At 65.5% G+C, this 19,803-nt stretch carries 18 protein-coding genes and 1 tRNA gene; 13 read left to right on the top strand and 6 right to left on the bottom strand.

Annotated features, from left to right (window positions below):
- Nucleotides 1-186 precede the first annotated feature (186 nt).
- Both D3D02_RS13180 and D3D02_RS13175 read right to left on the bottom strand, forming a co-directional pair.
- Entirely contained in the window at nt 187-585 is a 399-nt protein-coding gene (locus tag D3D02_RS13180; RefSeq protein ID WP_147435614.1) for a hypothetical protein, read from the bottom strand.
- Between the two features lie 200 nt (nt 586-785).
- Nucleotides 786-860, bottom strand: a tRNA-Val gene (locus D3D02_RS13175).
- Nucleotides 861-1,127: 267 nt separating this feature from the next.
- Between D3D02_RS13175 and trpD the strand changes: the two genes are divergently transcribed.
- The 4 genes from trpD to D3D02_RS13155 are packed head-to-tail and all read left to right on the top strand — an operon-like array spanning nt 1,128 to nt 5,290.
- Entirely contained in the window at nt 1,128-2,150 is a 1,023-nt protein-coding gene (gene trpD, locus D3D02_RS13170; RefSeq protein ID WP_121570478.1) for an anthranilate phosphoribosyltransferase, read from the top strand.
- Nucleotides 2,151-2,154: 4 nt separating this feature from the next.
- Entirely contained in the window at nt 2,155-2,838 is a 684-nt protein-coding gene (locus D3D02_RS13165; RefSeq protein WP_121570455.1) for a phosphoribosylanthranilate isomerase, read from the top strand.
- On the top strand, nt 2,835-4,577 hold the full coding sequence (trpE, locus tag D3D02_RS13160; RefSeq protein ID WP_121570454.1) for an anthranilate synthase component I: 1,743 nt from the start codon (nt 2,835-2,837) through the stop codon (nt 4,575-4,577). Before D3D02_RS13165 ends, trpE begins: the two co-directional genes overlap by 4 nt.
- On the top strand, nt 4,574-5,290 hold the full coding sequence (locus D3D02_RS13155; protein ID WP_121570453.1) for an aminodeoxychorismate/anthranilate synthase component II: 717 nt from the start codon (nt 4,574-4,576) through the stop codon (nt 5,288-5,290). Before trpE ends, D3D02_RS13155 begins: the two co-directional genes overlap by 4 nt.
- A gap of 38 nt (nt 5,291-5,328) precedes the next feature.
- Here D3D02_RS13155 and D3D02_RS13150 read toward each other — a convergent pair whose 3' ends face one another.
- Nucleotides 5,329-5,541: a hypothetical protein gene (locus D3D02_RS13150; RefSeq protein ID WP_121570452.1), complete on the bottom strand. Its 213-nt coding sequence runs from the start codon at nt 5,539-5,541 to the stop codon at nt 5,329-5,331.
- Between the two features lie 502 nt (nt 5,542-6,043).
- Here D3D02_RS13150 and D3D02_RS13145 point away from each other — a divergent pair.
- From D3D02_RS13145 to D3D02_RS13135, 3 genes are all read left to right on the top strand, one after another.
- A complete protein-coding gene (locus D3D02_RS13145; RefSeq protein ID WP_121570451.1) occupies nt 6,044-9,202 on the top strand; it encodes an adenosylcobalamin-dependent ribonucleoside-diphosphate reductase in 3,159 nt (1,052 codons plus the stop codon).
- A 133-nt stretch (nt 9,203-9,335) separates the two neighbouring features.
- Entirely contained in the window at nt 9,336-9,530 is a 195-nt protein-coding gene (locus D3D02_RS13140; RefSeq protein WP_121570450.1) for an HVO_2523 family zinc finger protein, read from the top strand.
- Nucleotides 9,531-9,715: 185 nt separating this feature from the next.
- Nucleotides 9,716-10,750 carry a phytoene/squalene synthase family protein gene (locus D3D02_RS13135; RefSeq protein ID WP_121570449.1) on the top strand — a complete coding sequence of 345 codons (1,035 nt, stop codon included), beginning with the start codon at nt 9,716-9,718 and terminating at the stop codon, nt 10,748-10,750.
- Nucleotides 10,751-10,856: 106 nt separating this feature from the next.
- Here the strand turns inward: D3D02_RS13135 and cruF are convergent, their stop codons facing one another.
- The 3 genes from cruF to D3D02_RS13120 are packed head-to-tail and all read right to left on the bottom strand — an operon-like array spanning nt 10,857 to nt 14,129.
- Entirely contained in the window at nt 10,857-11,795 is a 939-nt protein-coding gene (gene cruF / locus D3D02_RS13130; protein ID WP_121570448.1) for a bisanhydrobacterioruberin hydratase, read from the bottom strand.
- Entirely contained in the window at nt 11,788-12,624 is an 837-nt protein-coding gene (locus tag D3D02_RS13125; RefSeq protein ID WP_121570447.1) for a prenyltransferase, read from the bottom strand. The genes cruF and D3D02_RS13125 overlap by 8 nt, the downstream gene beginning before the upstream one ends.
- A gap of 2 nt (nt 12,625-12,626) precedes the next feature.
- Nucleotides 12,627-14,129 carry an NAD(P)/FAD-dependent oxidoreductase gene (locus D3D02_RS13120; RefSeq protein ID WP_121570446.1) on the bottom strand — a complete coding sequence of 501 codons (1,503 nt, stop codon included), beginning with the start codon at nt 14,127-14,129 and terminating at the stop codon, nt 12,627-12,629.
- Between the two features lie 136 nt (nt 14,130-14,265).
- On the opposite strand from D3D02_RS13120, the gene D3D02_RS13115 reads away from it, so the two are divergent.
- The 6 genes from D3D02_RS13115 (at nt 14,266) to D3D02_RS13090 (ending at nt 19,729) form a co-directional block, all read left to right on the top strand.
- Complete coding sequence (locus tag D3D02_RS13115; protein ID WP_121570445.1) at nt 14,266-15,009, top strand: SDR family oxidoreductase; 744 nt, start codon at nt 14,266-14,268, stop codon at nt 15,007-15,009.
- A gap of 129 nt (nt 15,010-15,138) precedes the next feature.
- Nucleotides 15,139-15,969, top strand: a complete 831-nt coding sequence (locus D3D02_RS13110; RefSeq protein WP_121570444.1) for a ZIP family metal transporter — start codon at nt 15,139-15,141, stop codon at nt 15,967-15,969.
- Nucleotides 15,970-16,220: 251 nt separating this feature from the next.
- Nucleotides 16,221-17,675, top strand: coding sequence for an APC family permease (locus D3D02_RS13105; RefSeq protein WP_121570443.1), 1,455 nt, complete (start codon nt 16,221-16,223; stop codon nt 17,673-17,675).
- Between the two features lie 2 nt (nt 17,676-17,677).
- Complete coding sequence (locus D3D02_RS13100) at nt 17,678-18,331, top strand: TrkA family potassium uptake protein (RefSeq protein WP_121570442.1); 654 nt, start codon at nt 17,678-17,680, stop codon at nt 18,329-18,331.
- Nucleotides 18,332-18,563: 232 nt separating this feature from the next.
- On the top strand, nt 18,564-18,758 hold the full coding sequence (locus D3D02_RS13095) for a cold-shock protein (RefSeq protein ID WP_049987241.1): 195 nt from the start codon (nt 18,564-18,566) through the stop codon (nt 18,756-18,758).
- Nucleotides 18,759-18,973: 215 nt separating this feature from the next.
- On the top strand, nt 18,974-19,729 hold the full coding sequence (locus D3D02_RS13090; RefSeq protein WP_121570477.1) for a hypothetical protein: 756 nt from the start codon (nt 18,974-18,976) through the stop codon (nt 19,727-19,729).
- Nucleotides 19,730-19,803: the final 74 nt, after the last annotated feature.

Here is a 19,803-nt window from a genome sequence, read left to right as displayed (position 1 = left end):
TCCGATGGGCGCGCAGACACGCCGTGCGTGTGCCAATAGACCTCCGAGCGGAGGGGTGGGGGGGTTCGTACGGTTTTGCTGAGTTGGACTCTGACGGTTCAGAAGCCACGGTTTCGTTAGAATCGGTGTCGTACGACGGCGTTTGATTCCGTACGGAACAGTTGAAACACTTGAACCGTGGTGTCGTCATTGGCGGACACCTCCGTCAGCCATCGCGTCCTCAATGTGGGCGTCGGCCGCCGCGACCTCGACGTCGTCGCGTTCGAAGACCTCAATCGTCGTGCCGTCGTCGGCTTCGTCGTTGAAGACGAGCGCCTTGCGGATCGTGCAGAGGTGTGCGCACGGCTCGTCGGCGTCGCGGTACTTCCGCGCCGGGCACTGCTCGCCCGTCTCACGAACCTTGCACTCGCCGTTGAGCGCGCCGTGGTCACGGTGCAGCGAGACTTCGTGGACGTCGTCGCTGTCTGGCAGCGTGACGAGCCACGTGTCCCACGAGAGCCGTTCGATCAGTGCCGCTTCGGGGTCGGCTCGCGTCCAGCTGGCCGACTCGCTGTCGCGTTTTGCTGCGAAGTCCAGCGGCGTCACGGACGGCACCTCCCTTTATTACGTGCAGGGCACTTATCGCCCTCTTCGAAGCGGCCGCCACAGAAGTCGCAAACCGGCCTTAGTGACCCTGTATCTGCTGGTTCTGACGAATCAGCGCCGCTGCTCAACGGACCCACCCCCCTTCGAGAAGGGTTGTTATAAAGAAGTGGCTCCGTGTGTTGATTCTACTTAAGAACGAGTGGGTTGGGGCAGATTTGAACTGCCGGCCTCCTCCATGTCAAGGAGGTGTCATAACCAGACTAGACCACCAACCCGCCTGGCTTTCGCGTTCTACCGCGCTCGTCTGAACGCATTACGTCGTTTCCCGGGGACATAATTGAAGGTTTCGTTTCGGGGATGCCAGACGCGGTCGTTCGGTTTCAGCGTTGACACGCCGATCACGGCGCGGTCTCCGTCGATAACCCCACTGCTGGCGGCCCGTGGCGATAGCCGCGGTCAGTGACTGATCGAGTGCTCCGACAGTCTTATACCGATGAACGAAGTTGTTCACTACAACACGAACTCGTACATCGGTGATCACGATGACACTCCAAACCTACATCGAACGCGCGACCGAGGGCGACGACCTGACACAGAACGAGGCTCGTGAGGCGGCACGGGCAGTCTTCGAAGACGCCACGGAGGCCCAGATCGGGGCGTTGCTGGCGGCGCTCAGAGCGAAAGGCGAGACAGAGACCGAGATCGCCGGCTTCGCAGAGGGGATGCGCGATGCGGCCCGGACGATCGACCCGGATCGTGGCCCACTCGTCGACACGTGCGGGACCGGCGGCGACGACTACGACACGATCAACGTCTCGACGACCAGCGCAATCGTCGCCGCGGGCGCCGGCGCGGCCGTCGCAAAGCACGGCAACTACTCCGTCTCTTCCTCGTCGGGGAGCGCGGACGTCCTAGAGGTCGCCGGCGCCGACGTCGAGGCCGAACCGCCGGCCGTCGAGTCGGCAATCGAGCGCGACGGAATCGGATTCATGCTCGCACCGGTGTTTCACCCGGCGATGAAGGCGGTCATCGGCCCGCGCAAGGAACTCGGGATGCGGACGATCTTCAACGTCCTCGGACCGCTGACGAACCCCGCCGGGGCAGACGCCCAGATCGTCGGCGTCTACGACCCCGACCTCGTCCCCGTGCTCGCGCGGGCGCTCTCACACCTGTCGGTCGACCGGGCGCTCGTCGTCCACGGTTCCGGGATGGACGAGATCGCGCTGCACGACGAGACGGTCGTCGCGGAGGTCGACGGCGACCAGATCGAGGAGTACACGCTCTCGCCCGAATCCATCGGCCTCGAATCCGCCCCGATCGAGGCCGTCGCCGGTGGCACACCCGAGGAGAACGCCGCGGACCTTCGCGGCATCGTGACCGGCGACGTCGCCGGCCCGAAGCGTGACATCATCCTCGCGAACGCCGGCGCAGCGATCTACGTCGCCGGGCTCGCCGACAGTATCGAAGACGGCGTTGAAGCGGCGGCGAACGCGATCGACGAGGGCAACGCGGCCGCGACTTTCGAGACGCTCTGTGCGCCGATCGACGCCGCGGTGGAGCGCTGAGTAGATGGTCCGGGTGAAAATCTGCGGGATCACGAGCGAGACCGACCTTCGCGCCGTCGAGCGAGCGGGCGCGGACGCCGTCGGCGCAATCGCCGACGTGCCCGTCGAGACTCCACGAGAGGTGTCGCTCGGCGACGCCGAAGCGCTCTTGGAGGCCGCACCGCCGTTTCTCACGACGACGCTCGTCACGATGCCGGAGACCGTCGAAGACGCGATCGAGACGGCGACGCGCGTCGCTCCCGACGTACTCCAACTTCACGGCGGGTTCGACGCCGACGATCTGCGGGCGATCCGCGAGGCCATCTCGTCTGCCGTGGTCGCCGTCGTCGACGCCGAGGAACCGGATCGGGCGCGGGCGGTCGCGCCGGCCGTCGACGCGGTGCTCGTCGACTCGATCGACGACGACGGCGCCGGCGGGACCGGCGAGACCCACGACTGGGTCGCGACCGCCGAGGTCGCCGCGACGCTCGACGCGCCGGTGATCCTCGCGGGCGGCCTGACGCCCGAGAACGTCGCCGAGGCGGTCGAGACCGTCCAGCCGTACGCGGTCGACGTCGCGAGCGGCGTCGAGCGCGTCGGCGGGAGGAAAGACCACGACGCCGTCCGCTCGTTCGTCGCGAGCGCGACCGACGCCGCGACGCACCCCGACGACGGCGAGCGGATGCAGGCAGAGGGGGTGTCGTCGTGAGCGACACCCGAACGGACGGCCAGTCGCGAACCGACGCGAGCGTAACGCTCTCGCAGTCCCGTGAGTCCTTCGTCGCGGACGTCGCGGCCGCAACGGACCCCGAGACCGACGACGGCGAGACGCGTCCCGTCGTCGCCCACGTGACTGCCGAGATGCCGAACGTGACGCCGCTGACCGCGTACGCGGCGCTCGCCGGCCAAAGCGAGTACGGCTTCCTCCTGGAGAGTGCCGAGAAGACGCCGTCGAGCGATCCGGCGGGCGCGTTCGCGCCGGAGCACGCCACGACGGATCGACACGCCCGGTTCTCGTTCGTCGGCTACGACCCCGACGCCGTCATCACCGTCGACCCGGACGGGACCGAGATCGAACGGCTGGGCGGACGCGCGGCGCAGTACGTCGAGTCTGGCGGATTCGACGGCAACGACGCCGAAGCAGGGAGCCAAGAGATGGACGTGCTCGACCGCCTTCGGGGGTCGTTCCCGGATCTGCCGCGCGTCGGCTTCCCCGACGAGGAACGCCAACAACTCCGCGGCGGTCTCGTTGGCTTTCTGGCGTACGAGGCCGTCTACGACCTCTGGCTCTCGGAGGTCGGCGTCGAGCGCGCCGAGACCGACACGCCGGACGCGCAGTTCGTCCTCACCTCGAAGACCCTCTCGTTCGATCACGCGGAGTCGTCCGTCTCGCTCGTCCTCACGCCGATCGTCGCGCCCGACGAGGACCCGGAAGCGGTCTACGACGACATCGTCGCCGAGGCGGAAGACGTCGCGGCGACGCTCGCGGACGCCAGCCAGCCAGAGACGGGCGGCTTCGTCCGGACTGGCGAATCCGCCGGGCCGAAAGCCGAATACGAGGCGGCCGTCCGCGAGACCAAAGAGCACGTCCTCGACGGCGACATCTACCAGGGGGTCATCTCGCGAACCCGCGAACTCCGCGGTGAGGTCGACCCGGTCGGCCTCTACGAGGCGCTCCGGGAGATCAACCCCTCGCCGTATATGTATCTACTCCGTCACGGCGACCGCCACATCGTCGGCGCGAGCCCCGAGACGCTGGTCTCCGTCCGCGGGGATCGGGTCGTCTCGAACCCCATCGCGGGCACGTGCCCGCGCGGAACGAGTCCCGTCGAGGATCGGCGACTCGCGGGCGAAATGCTCGCCGACGGGAAAGAGCGCTCCGAGCACACGATGCTCGTCGATCTCGCGCGCAACGACGTGCGCCGCGTCTCTGAACCCGGCAGCGTCCGCGTCGAGGAGTTTATGAACGTGCTGAAGTACAGCCACGTTCAGCACATCGAATCGACCGTGACGGGGACGCTCGCGGGGACGGACAGTCGAAACAGCGAGTACCCGAGCGGGGCCGACGCCTTCGACGCCACGCGAGCGACGTTCCCAGCGGGGACGCTGACCGGCGCGCCGAAGGTCCGCGCGATGGAGATCGTCGACGACCTCGAACTGGAACCCAGAGGCGTCTACGGCGGCGGCGTCGGCTACTACTCGTGGTCCGGCGACGCCGACTTCGCGATCGTCATCCGGACGGCGACCGTCGACCGCGAGGTCGACGAAGACGTCATCTCCGTCCGCGCGGGCGCGGGTATCGTCGCCGACAGCGACCCGGAGGCCGAGTACGAGGAGACAGAACAGAAGATGAGCGGCGTCCTCTCGGCAGTCGAGCGAATCGAGACCGACTCGGAATCAGGCGCTGCTGCCGGTGCGGCCGCCCCGGGAGAGGAGGTGCGGCGATGACGCTCCGGCTGCTCGTCGTCGACAACTTCGATTCGTTCACGTACAACCTCGTGGAGTACTTTTCCGAGCAGCGGGTCGACGGCGAACCGGTCGACGTGATCGTCCGCAAGAACACCGCCGATATCGACGAGCTCCGCGAGCTCGATCCCGACGCGATCGTCATCAGTCCCGGTCCGGGACATCCGAAGAACGAGCGCGACGTGGGCGTCACCACCGAGGTCCTGACGTCGCTCTCGCAGACGATCCCGACGCTCGGGGTCTGTCTCGGTCTCGAAGCGGCCGTCCACGCCTACGGCGGCGAGATCGGTCACGCGCCCGAGCCGATTCACGGGAAGGCCTACCCGGTCGACCACGACGGCCGCGGCGTCTTCGCGGGGCTCGCACAGGGCTTCCAGGCCGGTCGGTACCACTCGCTGGTGGCGACGACCGTCCCCGAGGAGTTCGAGGTGTCCGCGACGACAGCGCACGAGATCACAGATGGCGATACGGGTGACAATGCGGACAACGACACAGACGATGACGCGGACGGCGATGCCGCCGCCGAGACCACCACGACGGACCTCGTGATGGGCGTCCGCCACCGCGAGTACCCTATCGAGGCGGTGCAGTTCCACCCCGAATCGGTTCTCACGGGAGTCGGCCACGACGTCGTGCGGAACTTCTTAGACGAGTGCGTCTTCCCCCGGCAGGCCGACGAGGCCCCGACGGTCTGATCGGGGACCACAGACCGCGAGCGGGCGTCGCGGCAGGACTACAGGACGTTGATGCCGAAGAAAGAGAGCACCAGCAGCGCTCCCACGACCAGCGCGGCGATCGTGACGAGTCGCCACGCGATCTTCAGCGCGATGCGGCCGACAATGATCACGACTGCGATCGCGACGATGACGGCGAGCGCCTGACCGAGCGGTTGCGCCAGCAGGCCACCGAGTTGGAGGGGAGCGATCGACGCGGGTGTGAACACCATACCCCATCGTATCACCAGACGGGGGAATAAGTCTGTGGGGGAGTGCGACGGTTGAAGCTGCCGATACCGTCCGGACCGTGGCGAATTGATACAGAAACTGATGTATTCGGCGCATAAGAAGCATTTAAACGAGACTCGGTCGGGTGGGGGCTCGCAGTCGGCTGTCCCCTACGGCGGCGCGCTCGGGGCGTGCGACGCCCCCTCGGTTCCGCTGGATAATCGACTGACAGCGCTCGACTCGCAGATTCGCATTTTCACTTCCACTTCGGTCTGCCAACCTTCATACCCCCTCCGCGCATACGATTCCTCGTCACGTCGAACGCGTGGCGCAGCCGGTCAGGGTGTAGGTATAGAATATGATATTTATCACGGTAGAGTCCGGATACCGAAGCCTTAACCGACCTGCCACACTCACAAGTCATCGTTACAAATGCCCAGAACTGAGTCAGTCACCCGATTCGAGATCGCCCGGTGCAACCGCACAGGGCGGGAGGTACAGTAGATGAGCGACCAGTCCGTGAACGCAGGCGAGCTCGAACTGCCCGTCAAGCGTACCGACGGCGACTCGCTCGAAGAGCGGCTCACTGCCAACGCTTACCACAACATTCTGCCGGCGCGCTATCTCCGCAAGGACGCCAACGGCGACCCTATCGAGTCCCAGGAAGACCTCTTCCCGCGCGTCGCGAAGAACGTCGCGCTCGCGGAGGCCGTCTTCGAGGCCGAGCGCCGCGACGTCGACGTCACGGTCACGCCTGACCAGTTGAAGCCCGACCACCCGCGCCGCGACGAACTCGCCGCGGAAGTGTTCGGCAAGGGCGTCGACGCCGACTCCGACGCCGAGACGTCGCTGTCGGTCTACAACGCCAACAAGTTCGCCTACGACACCGTCGTCCCCGAGCTCCCCGAGGAGATCAAAGCGGCCGTCGAGACGAAGCGCGAGGAGTTCGAGGAACTGATGGAAGATCTCTCCTTTATGCCGAACTCGCCGACGCTGATGAACGCCGGCGACGAACTCCAGCAGCTCTCGGCGTGTTTCGTCGACTCTCCCGACGACGACATCGACGACATCCACCAGACAGCCAAAGAGGCCGCGCAGGTCTTCCAGAGCGGCGGCGGGATGGGCTATGCCTTCTGGCGGCTCCGCCCCTACGGCGACCCGGTCGGTTCGACCGGCGGCATCGCCTCCGGCCCGATCACGTTTATGCGGACGTACGACCAGCTCTGTGAGACGATCGCGCAGGGCGGCGCGCGACGCGGCGCGCAGATGGGCGTAATGCGGGTCAGCCACCCCGACGTCATCCAGTTCATCCACGCGAAGAACAAGGACGTCTCGCTGGCGCACACGCTGCGACTGAACGACCCCGACGACTTCACCCACAACTCCTTCGCCGACGCGCTCGACGAAGCGCGCGAACTCATCGACGAGGAGGGACGCGTCCCGAAGCACCTCCGGAACGCAGTCGAGGGCCACCTCTCGAACTTCAACATCTCCGTCGGCATCACCGACGACTTTATGGACGCGCTGTTCGAGGGCGAGGAGTTCACGTTCACCAACCCGCGGACGGGTGAACCGCACATCGCCACGGCCGAGACGAAAGAACTGTACGATATGTTCGGCCTGGGCGAGCACGTCGAGGTCGGCGAGGAACTCTCCGTGCCCGCAGAGAAACTGTGGGACCACATCGTCGACGGCGCCCACGAGAACGGCGAGCCGGGCGTCATCTACCTCGAACGCGTGAACAAACTCCACTCGTTCGACGTCGAGGAGCACCCGGACCACCGCATCCTGGCGACGAACCCCTGCGGCGAGCAGCCGCTGGAGGAGTACGAGGCCTGTAACCTCGGCCACATCAATCTCTCGACGCTCGTCGACTTCGACGCTCCTGACTGGCGCGCCTGGTACGATGCCCACGGCGACGAGTACGACGAGTTCGAGAACGCCGTCGACGCGTTCCTCGAAAACGCCATCGACTGGGAGGAGTTCGACTACCGCATCGACCGCGGGACGCACTTCCTCGAGAACGTCGTCACGATGTCTGACTTCCCCGTGCCGGAGATCGAAGAGAAGGTCCGGGATATGCGGAAGATCGGGCTCGGCGTGATGGGGCTGGCACAGCTGTACATTCAGCTCGGCATCCAGTACGGCACCGAGGCGGGCAACGAAGTCGCTCGCCAGCTGATGACTCACATCAATCACGAGTCCAAGTGGACCAGCCACGAACTCGCGACGGCCCGCGGCACCTTCGCCGACTGGGAGGACTCGAAGTACGCCGACCCGACCGAGTATCGTGACTGGTTCGAGCACTACGTCGGCCTCGACGCCGACGAGTGGGCCGAGGGCTTCCCGATCCGGAACCACAACACGACCACGGTGGCCCCGACCGGCACCACCTCGATGGTCGGCAACACGACGGGCGGGATCGAACCGATCTACAACGTCGCCTACTACAAGAACGTCTCCGACGACGTGCAGGGCGACGAGATGCTCGTCGAGTTCGACGACTACTTCCTCCGGACGCTGGAGGCCAACGACATCGATGTCGACGCCGTCAAGCAGGAGGCCCAGACCCAGATGGCCGAAAACGAGTTCGACGGCGTCTCCTCGCTGTCGACGGTTCCGGACGCGATTTCGGAACTGTTCGTCGTCACCGGCGACCTCTCGGGCAAGCAGCACGCCGCCGTGCAGTGTGCGACCCAGGAGGGCGTCGACTCCGCCATCTCGAAGACCTGTAACTTCCCGAACTCCGCCAGCAAGGAGGATATGGACGAGGTCTACCGCTACATCTACCGCAACGGCGGGAAGGGCGTGACCGTCTACCGCGACGGCACGCGCTCGAAGCAGGTGCTCACCACGCGCGCGCAGAACACTGACTTCGCCGACGAGAGCGAGGCCGCGGAGACGCTCGTCGAGCAGATCGAAGACGTCTTCGGCGGCATCGACGGCTTCCTCGAGAACGACGAGGTCCAGGCGGCGCTCGACCGGGAGGTCGAACGGCTGCTGTCGGCCGCCGACGGCGAGACCGACCTCGGCAAGAAGCGCCCGCGCCCCGACGTCCTCCACGGCGTCACCCAGCGCATCGACACGGGCTACGGAAAGCTCTACGTCAACATCAACGAGGACGACCAGGGCAAGCCCTTCGAGCTCTTCGCGAACATCGGCAACTCCGGCGGCTTCACCGCCTCCTTCACCGAGGCGCTCGCGAAGACCGTCTCGACGGCGCTGCGCTCGGGCGTCGATCCGAGCGAGATCGCGAGCGAACTGCAGGGCATCCGCAGTCCGAAAGTCGCCTGGGACAAAGGCGAGCAGATCAACTCCATCCCGGACGCGATCGGCACGGCGATGCGACGCTATCTCGACGGCGAGATCGACAAGGGCTACCCCCAGCAACAGAACCTAACGGAGGTCTCGGGGCAGACCGAGGACGCGAGCGTCTCGCCGGGTCGTGAGACCGACGGCGGCGCGGCCGTGGACGTCGAGGACGTCGACGTCGGCGACAGCGTGGATCTCGCGGGCGGCTCCGGACCCGCTGGCGACACCGACGCGACCGACGACCTGCTCGCGGCCGGCGAGAGCCCCGAGTGCCCCGAATGTGGCAGTATGTCGCTGTACTACTCGGAAGGCTGCAAGACCTGCGAGGCCTGCGGCTGGTCGGAGTGCTGACACGGTCGGACGTATAGTAGCGTTTACGATTGATTCGGTCGGCTGACCGCAGCTTCTTTCACGCTCGGTTTCCGCGCCGGCGCGACGTGCGACAACGCCAATCTTCTTGTCGACTGCGACCCCCGACTGTGACGTGAGCGACGCGAACGAACCGAGCACGGCCAGCGGACAGAGCGACGCGTCCGTCGAGGACGCCCCCGCGGACGGCGTCGAAACGCCGCCAGGTCGCCCCTGTCCGATCTGCGAGCGACCGATGGCACATCGCCACTGCAAGTACGTCTGTCCGGAGCACGGAGTCGTCTACGACTGTAGCGATACATTCTGGTAATCTGATACCGTGGTTTCGGAACCGCCGAAAACGGGTATATGAGTCTATTGGCCGTTTTTTTGCTTCGAGTTCGATTTGGTTTCAAATCGGCACGAAGCGTTATATGAAGCCAGTCCGTACTATGAATGACAGATGCGTGGTCGGACGGCACGACGACGGGACGCCCTGAAACGTGGTACCTAACGATGGTCAAACAAGAACAGATCCGACAGAGCAAGGAAATCCAGCGGCGAACCGGGAAGACCTTCCACCTCGCGACTCGGGTCCTCCCCGAGCGCGTCCGACACGAGACGTACGTGTTGTACGCGTTCTTCCGGGTCGCAGACGAAGTCGTCGACGCCGTCGACACCGCTCCGCCGGCGGAACAGCGACGGCGACTCGAAGAGTTGCGGCGGCAGGCGCTCGGCGAGGAAGACGCAGACGACCCCGTGTTGACCGCGTTCGCCGAACTCCGCGAGACGCACGACATCCCTGCCTCTGACGTCGACGTCTTCATCGACGCGATGCTCTCGGACATCGACACCGACCGCTACGAGACCTACGAGGAACTGGAGGCGTATATGGACGGCTCTGCGGCCGCCGTCGGTCGGATGATGACCCAGATTATGGAGACGCCGCAGGCCGAGCAGGCCCTCCCGCACGCCACAGCGCTCGGTGAGGCATTCCAGTTGTCGAACTTCCTCCGCGACGTCCGAGAGGACGTCGTCGAGCGCGGCCGGATCTACCTCCCCCAGGAGACGCTCCGAAAACACGGCGTCACCGAAGATCAGATACTGAACTTCGAGTTCGACGAGAACTTCCAGGCCGCGATGCGCGAAGAACTACAGCGAGCGGAAGCCCTCTACCGCGAGGGCGTCGAGGGGATCCAGTATCTCCCCGAGGACTGCCAGTTCGCCGTCCTCCTGGCCGCGGTGCTCTACGCCGACCACCACCACGAGATTCGCACTCGCGACTGCGACGTCCTCTCGACGACGCCGTCGCTGTCGACGTCCAGAAAGCTGTACTTACTGGCGAAGACGCGCCTGTACTGGGCGCTCGAACGCGACCCGGTCGCGGTGTTCCGCCGCGTCAGCGTCGTGCCGTACCCCGACGAGAGCGAGACGACGCGGGATTCGGGCCATTCGGGGCCGTCGCCGGGCCGGACGACCGGTTCGGGTGCGTCACGATGGACGGGCGGGCGAGTCTCGGGATGGCTCCGCAGTTTCACGCGGAGCGAATAGGGCGTTCAGGCCGTCCGGTTCGTTCTCATAGGGATTATCGTACGTCCGCATAGATGTCTCGCCGGACGGGACGGCGAGAATCTCCGAACAGTGACGATAATCCCTCTCAACGCTTCGACGTCGACTCCTGTTTTTGCGTCGACTCCTGGCTCCGCGTCGACGTCTGACTCTGGATCCACGGCAGACTGCGGGTCGGCACGTCGAATCGGTCGGTCCGGAGGAGGCCGAGCCCGAACAGCGCCGCCAGCGCGACCGGGATCCAGTTCCCGAACCACGCGTTGATGCCGCCCCAGAGGATGACGAAGGAGACGAGGTCGTCGAGCAGAAATTCGCAGTCTTCCAGCCGCGCGCGCAGCGCGTGACGGTCGTACCCCCAGTCGAGCGCGACGACAGCGACTGTCGCCGAGAGGACCCACCCGGCGTAGTTCGACAGCGGAACGCCGTAGAACGCCCCGCCGTTCGGGTACACCCAGAACCCGAGCGCGACAGCGCCGGGATCGAGGACGAGATCCATCGTGAGGACGGCCGCGATCACGGCGAGGAGACGCGTCGCCGCGTGGGCGGCGCGGTCGCCCAGCAAGAGGAGACAGAGGAGATACGAGTTCATCACGAGCGGGATGAAGAAGACGGGCAGGCCGAGGGGCACGCCCGCGACGACCGGCCCGAGGTCGACGCCGTAGAAGAACTCGCCGTAGGGGATGCCGGTCTGGATCCCGACGAACTCGATGGCGTAGGCGTACAGCGTCAGCGCGCCGACGCCGACGGCCGCCCGGCGGTCGGTGATCGAGAGGACGCCGACGACGAGCGGCGAGCGCATCACGGCCGTGCCGACGAGGATCAACAGCCCGTTGAACGCCAGCGGCGCGGGCAGGAGTCCCTCGGCGCTCGCGAGGAGGAGCACGATCCCGTTCAGCGGGAAGAACACCGAGATCGTAAAGCGGTTCTCGCGCACGAGGCGCTCCAGCCGCGACTCCCACTCCGCACGCGTCCGTGGCAGGCGTTCCCCGAGCTTCGCGAGCGACGAGCGAGCGTCCGGATCAGGCATTGACGAGCCTCCAGAGCGCCCCGAGCGTCAGCAGCGTCCCGACGGCCGTGTTGAGCATCGGATACCACCAGTACGCGCGGTCGACGTCGACGTCAGACCGGTAGACTGCGAGGATCAAGAGGGGGTACGCCCCGAGCAAGAGGCCGATCCGGACGTCGACGAGGCCGAAGACGACCGCCGCGGCGAGCCAACAGCAGAGGCAGTACGCGAACGTGCGCCGCTTGCCGAGGAACGTCGCTGTCGTCCGAATGCCGGCCTCTCTGTCGGGGTCGATGTCGGGAATCGCCGAGAAGGTGTGCATCCCCATCGCCCAGAGCCACGCGCCCGCGACCGCGGCGAACGGCGGATGTGCCCCCGCGACAGCGGCGTACGCGGCCGCCCCCGGGAGGACGTACAGACCGTTCGAGACCGAATCGAGAAACGGCGTCGTCTTGAACCGCAGCGGCGGCGCGGAGTACTGAAAGCCGAGGAGGAAGAACCCGGCGAGATACGGCCACGCCCGCGGGGACGTGAGGAGGAACGTCACCGCCCCCAGAAGCGTCGAGACCGCGATGACGGCGGCGACGACCGAGTCGCCGCTCCACCGGGCCTCTCGCTCGTCCTTCTTCGGGTTCGCGACGTCGACGTCGACGTCGAAGACGTCGTTGACGCCGTAGAGGAAGACGTTCGCCGGGAGCAGGAAGTACGCGAAGAGGCCGACGCTCACCGCCGTGAACAGATCACCGGTCGTGTCGGCTCCGAACGCGACGCCGACGACGACGGGGCCGGCGAGGTAGAACCAAAAGCGCGGACGCGACAGCGTCAGCAGATACCGCAGGCGGCCAGACATCCTCAGCCCGCCCGTTCGGCCATCGCCTCGGCTGTGAGTTCGCCGCTGATCAGACACATCGGCACGCCGATGCCGGGCGTCGTGAACGAGCCCGTGAAGAAGAGCCCGTCGACCGCCTCGGAGTGGTGCGGCGGGCGGAACAGCGCGGTCTGCCGGAGCGTGTGAGCGAGGCCGAGGGCGGTTCCTTTCGTGCTGTTGTAGCGGTTCGTGAAGTCGTTCACACAGAAGGACTTCTCGAAGACGATCCGGTCTCGGAGGGCGACGCCGGTGTTCGCCTCGATGTCGTCCAACACGAGGTCACGGAACTCCGCGCGCATCTCGGGGGTGTCTTCGAGTCCCGCGGCGATCGGGACGAGCGCGAACAGGTTCGAGTGTCCCTCGGGCGCGACGGTGTCGTCGGTCTCGGAGGGAACACAGAGGTAGTAGGCGGGGTCTTCGGGCCACGCCGGGTCGTCGAAGATGCGCTCGAAGTGCTCGTCCCAGTCGGTCGGGAGCACGAGCGTGTGGTGTTCGAGCGGGTCGACGTCGCCCTCGACGCCGAGGTAGAGCAGGAACGCCGAGGGGGCGTACGTCCGTGACTCCCAGTAGTCCTCGTCGTACTGCCGCTTTTCCGGCGGTAAAAGCTCCATCTCGGTGTGTCGGTAGTCGGCATCGCTGACGACGTAGTCGGCGTAGAACTCCCGGCCGTCCTCGGTCCGGGTGACGAACGCGCCCTCGCGGCCGCGGATCTCTGCGACCGGGCTGTCGGTGTGGAAGTCGACGCCGAGTTCGTCTCCGAGCGCGACGATGCCGTCGACGACGCCCCCGAGTCCGTTCTCGGGGTAGTAGACACCCATATTGAAATCGACGTGGCTCATCAGGTTGTAGAGCGCCGGCGTGTTGTTCGGCGCGCCGCCGAGAAACACCAGCGTGTACTGCATAATCTGCTGGAGTTTGGGGTGCTCGAAGTACTTCTCGACGTGATCTTGCATCGAGCCGATGAGCGAGAGGCCGCGGGCGTTCTTGAAGACGTTCCAGTCGATGAAGTCCCGGAGCGAGGAGCGATCCTCGTAGACGAAGTGCTCCATCCCGACCTCGTAGTTCTTCTTCGACTTCTGGAGGTACTCGTCGAAGCGGTCGCCCGCGCCGGGTTCGTAGGACTCGAACGTCTGTCGGTTCTGTTCGAGGTCCGGAACCATATCGACGCGGTCGCCGTCTTTGAAGAAGATCCGGTAGTGCGGGTCGAGCCGCGTGAGGTCGTAGTAATCGGCGGGCTCGTGGTCGAAGTGTTCGAAGAAGCGCTCGAACACGTCCGGCATCAGATACCACGACGGCCCCATATCGAACCGGAATCCGTCGACTTCCAGGCGACTCGCGCGGCCCCCGAGCTGCCCGTTCTTCTCCAGTAGCGTCACGTCGGCACCGGCACCGGCCAGATAGCAAGCGGTCGAGAGGCCGCCAAATCCGCCCCCGACGACGACAACGTCCGCGCCGTCGAGCGAGCGGAGCTCCGAGAGGGAGTCCATAGGATCGACTTAGAGCGTGGAAACTATAAATCGAATGACCGTGTGACGCCGTCGTCGCGCGTTTGTCGCGGGTCGCGTGGCGAGACCGTCGCCACGCGGCGAGTATCTTTACCTGCGATCGGCGCCACATCGGGATATGAACCTCACCGACGCGACGGTTCTCGTCACTGGTGCCAGTCGCGGCATCGGACGCGCGTTGCTCGCGGCGTTCGCTGCGGAGGGAGCGGCGGTCGTCGGGTGTGCGCGCGACGCCGACGCGCTCGACGACGCCCTCGCCGACGCGAGAGAGGCGGCCAGTGCCGCCAGCGAGAACGGTTCGGCCAGTACCGCCACCGTCGAAGGCGTCCGTGCTGACGTTCGCGAGGAGTCCGACGTCGCACACCTCGTCGACGTCGCGGACGACACCGGCGAGCGAGACGGCATCGACGTCGTCGTCGCCAACGCGGGCGTCAAACACGCCGCGTCCGGCGAGGCACCGATCCACGAGGAGCCGTACGACCGCTTCGACGACACCATCCGAACGAATCTCCGCGGCGTCTTTGCCACGGCGAAAGAGGCGCTCGATCGAATGCCGAACGACGGGCGGATCCTCGTCCCGTCGGGTGCCATCGCCGTCGACTACGACCCCGGAATGGGTGCGTATGCCGTCTCCAAGGGCGCAGTCGAGTCGTTAGTCCGGCAGTTGGCCGTCGACGTCGAGCAGACCGCGACGATCGTCGACCCCGGCCTCGTCGACACCGACCTGAGCGCACCGGGTGGTCGTGACCCCACCGAGGTGGCCCAGATGTTCGTCTGGGCCGCGACCGAGGCGACGCCGGCGGAGATCGACGGCGAGCGCGTCGATCTGAAGACCTGGATGCGTGCAACTCGCTCGCGATAGCGTCCTGCGCCCGATCGGCAATCTCCGATTCTGCGATTCGACTCGTCCACCCCAGTCCGCCTCGTTATTAAATACGTTGTCTATGTTATCAACGTGAGCGTTATTAACCAAAACGGTCGGATTCATATTATGAGACGATTCTCTCGAGTGGGGCTTCTGGCGACGCTCGTGCTCGCCGCGCTGTCCGTACTGGCTGTCGTGGTCGGCACGGCAGGGAGCGGAAAGCTCGTCGGCATCTCCTGGGTCGCGTTCTTCGCGATGGCGCTTGCGGCACCGCTGGGCGTGCGGACGAAAGACGGCACTGCGGGCGTACTCGTGTGGGGCTACGGGCTCGCCGCGGGCGCAATGGTGACGAGCGCCGCGGTGTTCCTGGTGCCGCAGGCGATCGGACAACACCCACAGTGGGGTGGTTTCGGCGTCGCGTTCGGCCTGCTGGCCGGGTTCGGGTCGCACACGATCGGGCACCGACTGGCGCATATGGATCTCCCGATGGACCGGACCGTCGCGGAACTGACCGCCCACGCCTTCTCGGCCGGCGCGATCATCGGGATCATCTACGGGAATATGCCGGAACTCGGCCCGCTGCTCGGCCTGTCGATCGTCTCGCACAAGGGTCCTGCCGGCTACGCGGCCGCCAGACGGCTCGTGAGCGCCGACCGCGACGCCTCGGTGTTGCTGCTTCCCGCGACGGGCGTCGGTATCGCTGGTATCGCCTCCTCGATGATCGCGCTTCCCGCCGCCGGTGCGATCCGCGGCCTCGTCTTCGGATTCGCCGCTGGCGTCTTCCTCCACGTCGCGATGGACTTCCTCCCACGCTGTGAGATCGGCAGCGAGATCCACGACCTGCTGTCGGTCACGGGCGACGCGCACGCGCTGCTGGACCGCCTCAGAATCCACGCGGTCGCCTCCACGTCGCTCGGCGGTCTCGCCGTGCTTCTCGCGTGGCTCGTGATCGCCTGAGCGTCGCGCTTTCCTGCTGGTTCGGCTCGTGCGTCGGGCCGTCCCACCAGCCATCCGCACCGGTACTTAAAAACCGGACGCTTGCAATTGTTGTGAGTGTATGCGTACCGAGACGACGCGGGTGCCGATCGCCGCCGGGTGTCGGCAGGGCCGTCCGGGCGGCGACCCGCGGAGACGTCAGTTGCGCGCAGGATCGAATCGACCCCCGCCGACGCAGCGGTGGCGACCGAACAGACGCAGACGACGAGGCAATGAGTAGTCATAAAGAGCGGTCACCCGAGGCCCAGCTCGGTCTGCTCGACGCCACGATGATCGGGATGGGCGCGATGATCGGCGCAGGCATCTTCGTCCTGACCGGGCTGGCAGCCGAAATCGCGGGGCCGGCCGCACTCCTCGTCTTCATCCTCAACGGCGTCGTCACGGCATTCACGGGACTCTCGTACGCCGAACTGGCAAGTGCGATCCCGAAGAGCGGCGGCGGCTACGCGTTCGTCAAGGAGACGTTCAAATCGCTCCCGTCGTTCCTGATGGGGTGGATGCTCTGGTTCGCGTATATGATCGCGGGCGCCCTGTACGCGCTCGGGTTCGCGCCCAACTTCCTGGAACTGCTGCACGTGTACGGTATCGTCCCGCCGCCGGGTGAGGTGGGGGCACTCGCCCTCCCAGTCATCGATATGGCTCTCCCGATCGGCTTCGTGCTGGCGTTCACGGCCGTCGTCCTGTTCGTGGTGCTGAACGCCGTCTCGACGGCCGCCAGCGGGAGCGTCGAGACGATCTTCACCGCGACGAAGGTCACGATCCTGCTCGTCTTCGTCGCATTCGGCGCGACCTCGCCGATGTTTTCGGGGGCGGAGTTTCAGCCACTCTTTCCGGAGGCTGCGGGCGCGTTCGCCATTCTGCCGGCGATGGGGCTGACGTTCATCGCCTTCGAGGGGTACGACCTCATCACGACCGTCACCGAGGAAGTCAAAAACCCCAGAGAGAACATCCCAAAAGCGATCTTCCTCAGCCTGGCCGCGACCGTGCTAGTCTATATGGCCGTGGTCGCGGTCGCGATCGGAACGCTCGGTGCGCAAGGGCTCGCGGAAGCCGGCGAGGCAGGCATCGCCGCAGCGGCGACGGAGTTTATGCCGACCGGCCTGCCGATCATCAAAAACGGCGGCGCGATCATCGTCTTCGGGGCCGTGTTCTCGACGCTGACGGCGCTGAACGCGGTCGTGATCGCCTCCTCGCGGGTCGCGTTCTCGATGGGTCGCGAGGGGCAACTGCTGCCGTCCTTCGGACAGTTGCACCACCGGTTCGGGACGCCGTTCGTCGCCATCGTCGCGAGTGCGGTAGTGATGCTCGCGTCCGTCGCGCTTCCGACCAAGAGCGCCGGCAATATGTCGAGTCTGTTCTTCCTCCTCTCGTTCGTCGTCGTCAACGGGGCCGTGATCAAACTGCGACGGGAACGCCCCAATATGAATCGCCCCTACGAACTCCCCTACTACCCGATCCCGCCACTCTTGGGGATCGGATTGAATCTGATCCTGACCGGGGTACTGGTGGTGTATCTCGTCCGGACCGATCCGCTCGCGCTGCTTCTCAGCGTGGGCTGGATCGTGCTCGGCGCTGTCGCGTACTACGGACTCAAGTGGTATCGAGCGCGTCAGGAGGCTGACGCCGAGCGATCGTCGATTGCGGAGCCGACTACGGAGGACGACTAACTATGACAAGCAAACGTAACATCGTCATCGCGGGCGGCGGGCGCGTCGGATTCCAGACCGCGAAGTTGCTCGCTAACCGCGATCACGACGTATCGATCATCGAACCGGACCCGGCTGTCGTCGACGCCATCGCCGACGAGTGGGTGGCGACGGTCATTCGGGGCGATGCAACCGATCCCGACATCCTCGCGCAGGCGAACCTTTCGGAGGCCGACGCCATCGCCGCACTCACCGGCGACTCGGGACTCAACCTCGCCATCTGTATGGTGGCCCAGGAACTCGCACCGGAGGTCCGAACAGTGACGCGCATCGAAGACGCCTCGGGCGAGGCCTATCTGCAGTTCGTCGACGCCGTCGTCTTCCCCGAACACGCCGGCGCGCGGACGGCCGCCAACGAGATCATCGGGAGCGACGTCCAGACCCTCGCCGACGTGACTGGTTCGCTCGACGTGATGCAGATCCGCGTCGAGGAGGGCGCGCCGGCCGCCGGCAAGACGCTGTCCGAAGTCCGCTTCCCCGCGGGGACGCTCGTCGTCTCCGGCGACGAGGGCGAGCGCATCGCCCGGCCGGATACGACGCTCGACCCCGGAAAGCGCTACGTCGTCGCCGTCGAACCCGATGTCGTCGACGAAGTGATGAACCTCCTGCGCGGATAGCACGGGAGCCTCTGCGGGCCGCGGTCAGGACTCGCAGATTCGGGCAAAATTGGGTGTTCGATCGGATCCCGCGTGGGATCCGAAGGACTGTGTCTGTATCTTCCTGGGAACTGACTGTACACTCGGTTGCTAACCAGATTCTGTACTAATCAGATATTCGTATAACTGCTCCCGGAATTTTGAAAACGAATACAGAAGTGTTATCCGTATACCGGCCATTCGTCTATTTGCAATGGCAAACGGTACGGTTGACTTCTTCAACGACACGGGCGGTTACGGTTTCATCGAGACAGAGGACGCTGACGAGGACGTGTTCTTCCACATGGAAGACGTCGGCGGCGAGGATCTCACCGAAGGTACGGAAATCGAATTCGAGATCGAACAGGCCCCCAAGGGCCCCCGCGCGACGAACGTCGTCCGCGTCTAATCCGGTTCTAGCTGTCGCCGTCCAGCGGTAACGAGGGCGACGCACGATCCGCGATTTTCCGAAGTACTACACCCGATAGCTCCAGTGCTGGAGTGACCGACTGACAGACGTTCGAGCCGCTGGCTCGGCGGTCGAGGCCGACGCCTCACAGAAATGACGGCAAGTAGTCACGACAACCGATAGTATATTGGCGTTCTAACCAGTCGGTGCCGACGATGAGCGTAAGTGTCTCAAACACGATTCAGGGGATGGCCAACCGAGCGAACCCGGCCTTCGGGGCGGGAGCGGTCGTCGTCCCGCTCGCGGTCTTCGTCGCGGCGGTGCTGTTCGGAACGACACAGCAGTTGACGTACGTTCACGTGATGGCGGGCGTGCTCTGGACGGGCATCGACCTGTTTATGGCGATGATCCTCGGTCCCGTTTTGGGGAGTCTCGACATCGACACCCGGGCGGCGGTCTTCCAGCGATTCACGCCGAAAATGACGTTCCTGATGCCGACGCTCGCGTTCACGACGATCATCGGCGGGATGGTTCTGGCGAGCGAGATGGGACTGCTCCCCGGTCTCGCCGCGTGGGGCGGCATCTTCTCTATCGCCGCGATGGGGCCGGCGCTGTTGGCCATCGGCTCTCAGTTCGACGCGTTCACCGACTGGCGCTGGCTGGCGCTCTTCGTCGTCATTGTCGGCGGCGGCGCCGCGTCGCTGGTTGCGAACCTCGGGGCGTTCGCGATGCCGAGTACGGCGATCCTGGCCGCGCTGGCCATCGTCAGCGTGCTCACGATCCTCGGGTTCGGCGTGATCCTCCCCGGTGAAGCGCGGATGTACTTAGAGATGACCTCGGAAAATCCGAACGCCGACCTCATCGGCGCCATCGGGATGCGGAACGCGAAGTTGGCCGGGATTCAGGGCGTTCTCCAACTCAGCATCGTCGCCGTGATGGTGTACATCCGCTGGGGCGGATTCGGGTTCTGATTCGGGCGATCATAGGGACTCTCGTAAGTCTCCATAGATTTCTCGCCGGACGATACGGCGAGAATCTCCGAGCG

Source organism: Halobellus sp. Atlit-38R, assembly GCF_003665925.1.
Taxonomy (GTDB): domain Archaea; phylum Halobacteriota; class Halobacteria; order Halobacteriales; family Haloferacaceae; genus Haloquadratum; species Haloquadratum inordinatus.
Note: the sequence above shows the minus strand (reverse complement) of the source record. Positions and strands in the feature narration are given on the sequence as shown.

Bases quoted from the DNA above. Each gene is read 5' to 3' on its own strand.
- trpD (WP_121570478.1), top strand. From the start codon at position 1,128: ATGACACTCCAAACCTACATCGAACGCGCGACCGAGGGCGACGACCTG.
- D3D02_RS13165 (WP_121570455.1), top strand. From the start codon at position 2,155: ATGGTCCGGGTGAAAATCTGCGGGATCACGAGCGAGACCGACCTTCGC.
- D3D02_RS13155 (WP_121570453.1), top strand. From the start codon at position 4,574: ATGACGCTCCGGCTGCTCGTCGTCGACAACTTCGATTCGTTCACGTAC.
- D3D02_RS13150 (WP_121570452.1), bottom strand. From the start codon at position 5,541: ATGGTGTTCACACCCGCGTCGATCGCTCCCCTCCAACTCGGTGGCCTG.
- D3D02_RS13145 (WP_121570451.1), top strand. From the start codon at position 6,044: ATGAGCGACCAGTCCGTGAACGCAGGCGAGCTCGAACTGCCCGTCAAG.
- D3D02_RS13135 (WP_121570449.1), top strand. From the start codon at position 9,716: ATGGTCAAACAAGAACAGATCCGACAGAGCAAGGAAATCCAGCGGCGA.
- cruF (WP_121570448.1), bottom strand. From the start codon at position 11,795: ATGCCTGATCCGGACGCTCGCTCGTCGCTCGCGAAGCTCGGGGAACGC.
- D3D02_RS13125 (WP_121570447.1), bottom strand. From the start codon at position 12,624: ATGTCTGGCCGCCTGCGGTATCTGCTGACGCTGTCGCGTCCGCGCTTT.
- D3D02_RS13120 (WP_121570446.1), bottom strand. From the start codon at position 14,129: ATGGACTCCCTCTCGGAGCTCCGCTCGCTCGACGGCGCGGACGTTGTC.
- D3D02_RS13115 (WP_121570445.1), top strand. From the start codon at position 14,266: ATGAACCTCACCGACGCGACGGTTCTCGTCACTGGTGCCAGTCGCGGC.
- D3D02_RS13110 (WP_121570444.1), top strand. From the start codon at position 15,139: ATGAGACGATTCTCTCGAGTGGGGCTTCTGGCGACGCTCGTGCTCGCC.
- D3D02_RS13105 (WP_121570443.1), top strand. From the start codon at position 16,221: ATGAGTAGTCATAAAGAGCGGTCACCCGAGGCCCAGCTCGGTCTGCTC.
- D3D02_RS13100 (WP_121570442.1), top strand. From the start codon at position 17,678: ATGACAAGCAAACGTAACATCGTCATCGCGGGCGGCGGGCGCGTCGGA.
- D3D02_RS13095 (WP_049987241.1), top strand. From the start codon at position 18,564: ATGGCAAACGGTACGGTTGACTTCTTCAACGACACGGGCGGTTACGGT.
- D3D02_RS13090 (WP_121570477.1), top strand. From the start codon at position 18,974: ATGAGCGTAAGTGTCTCAAACACGATTCAGGGGATGGCCAACCGAGCG.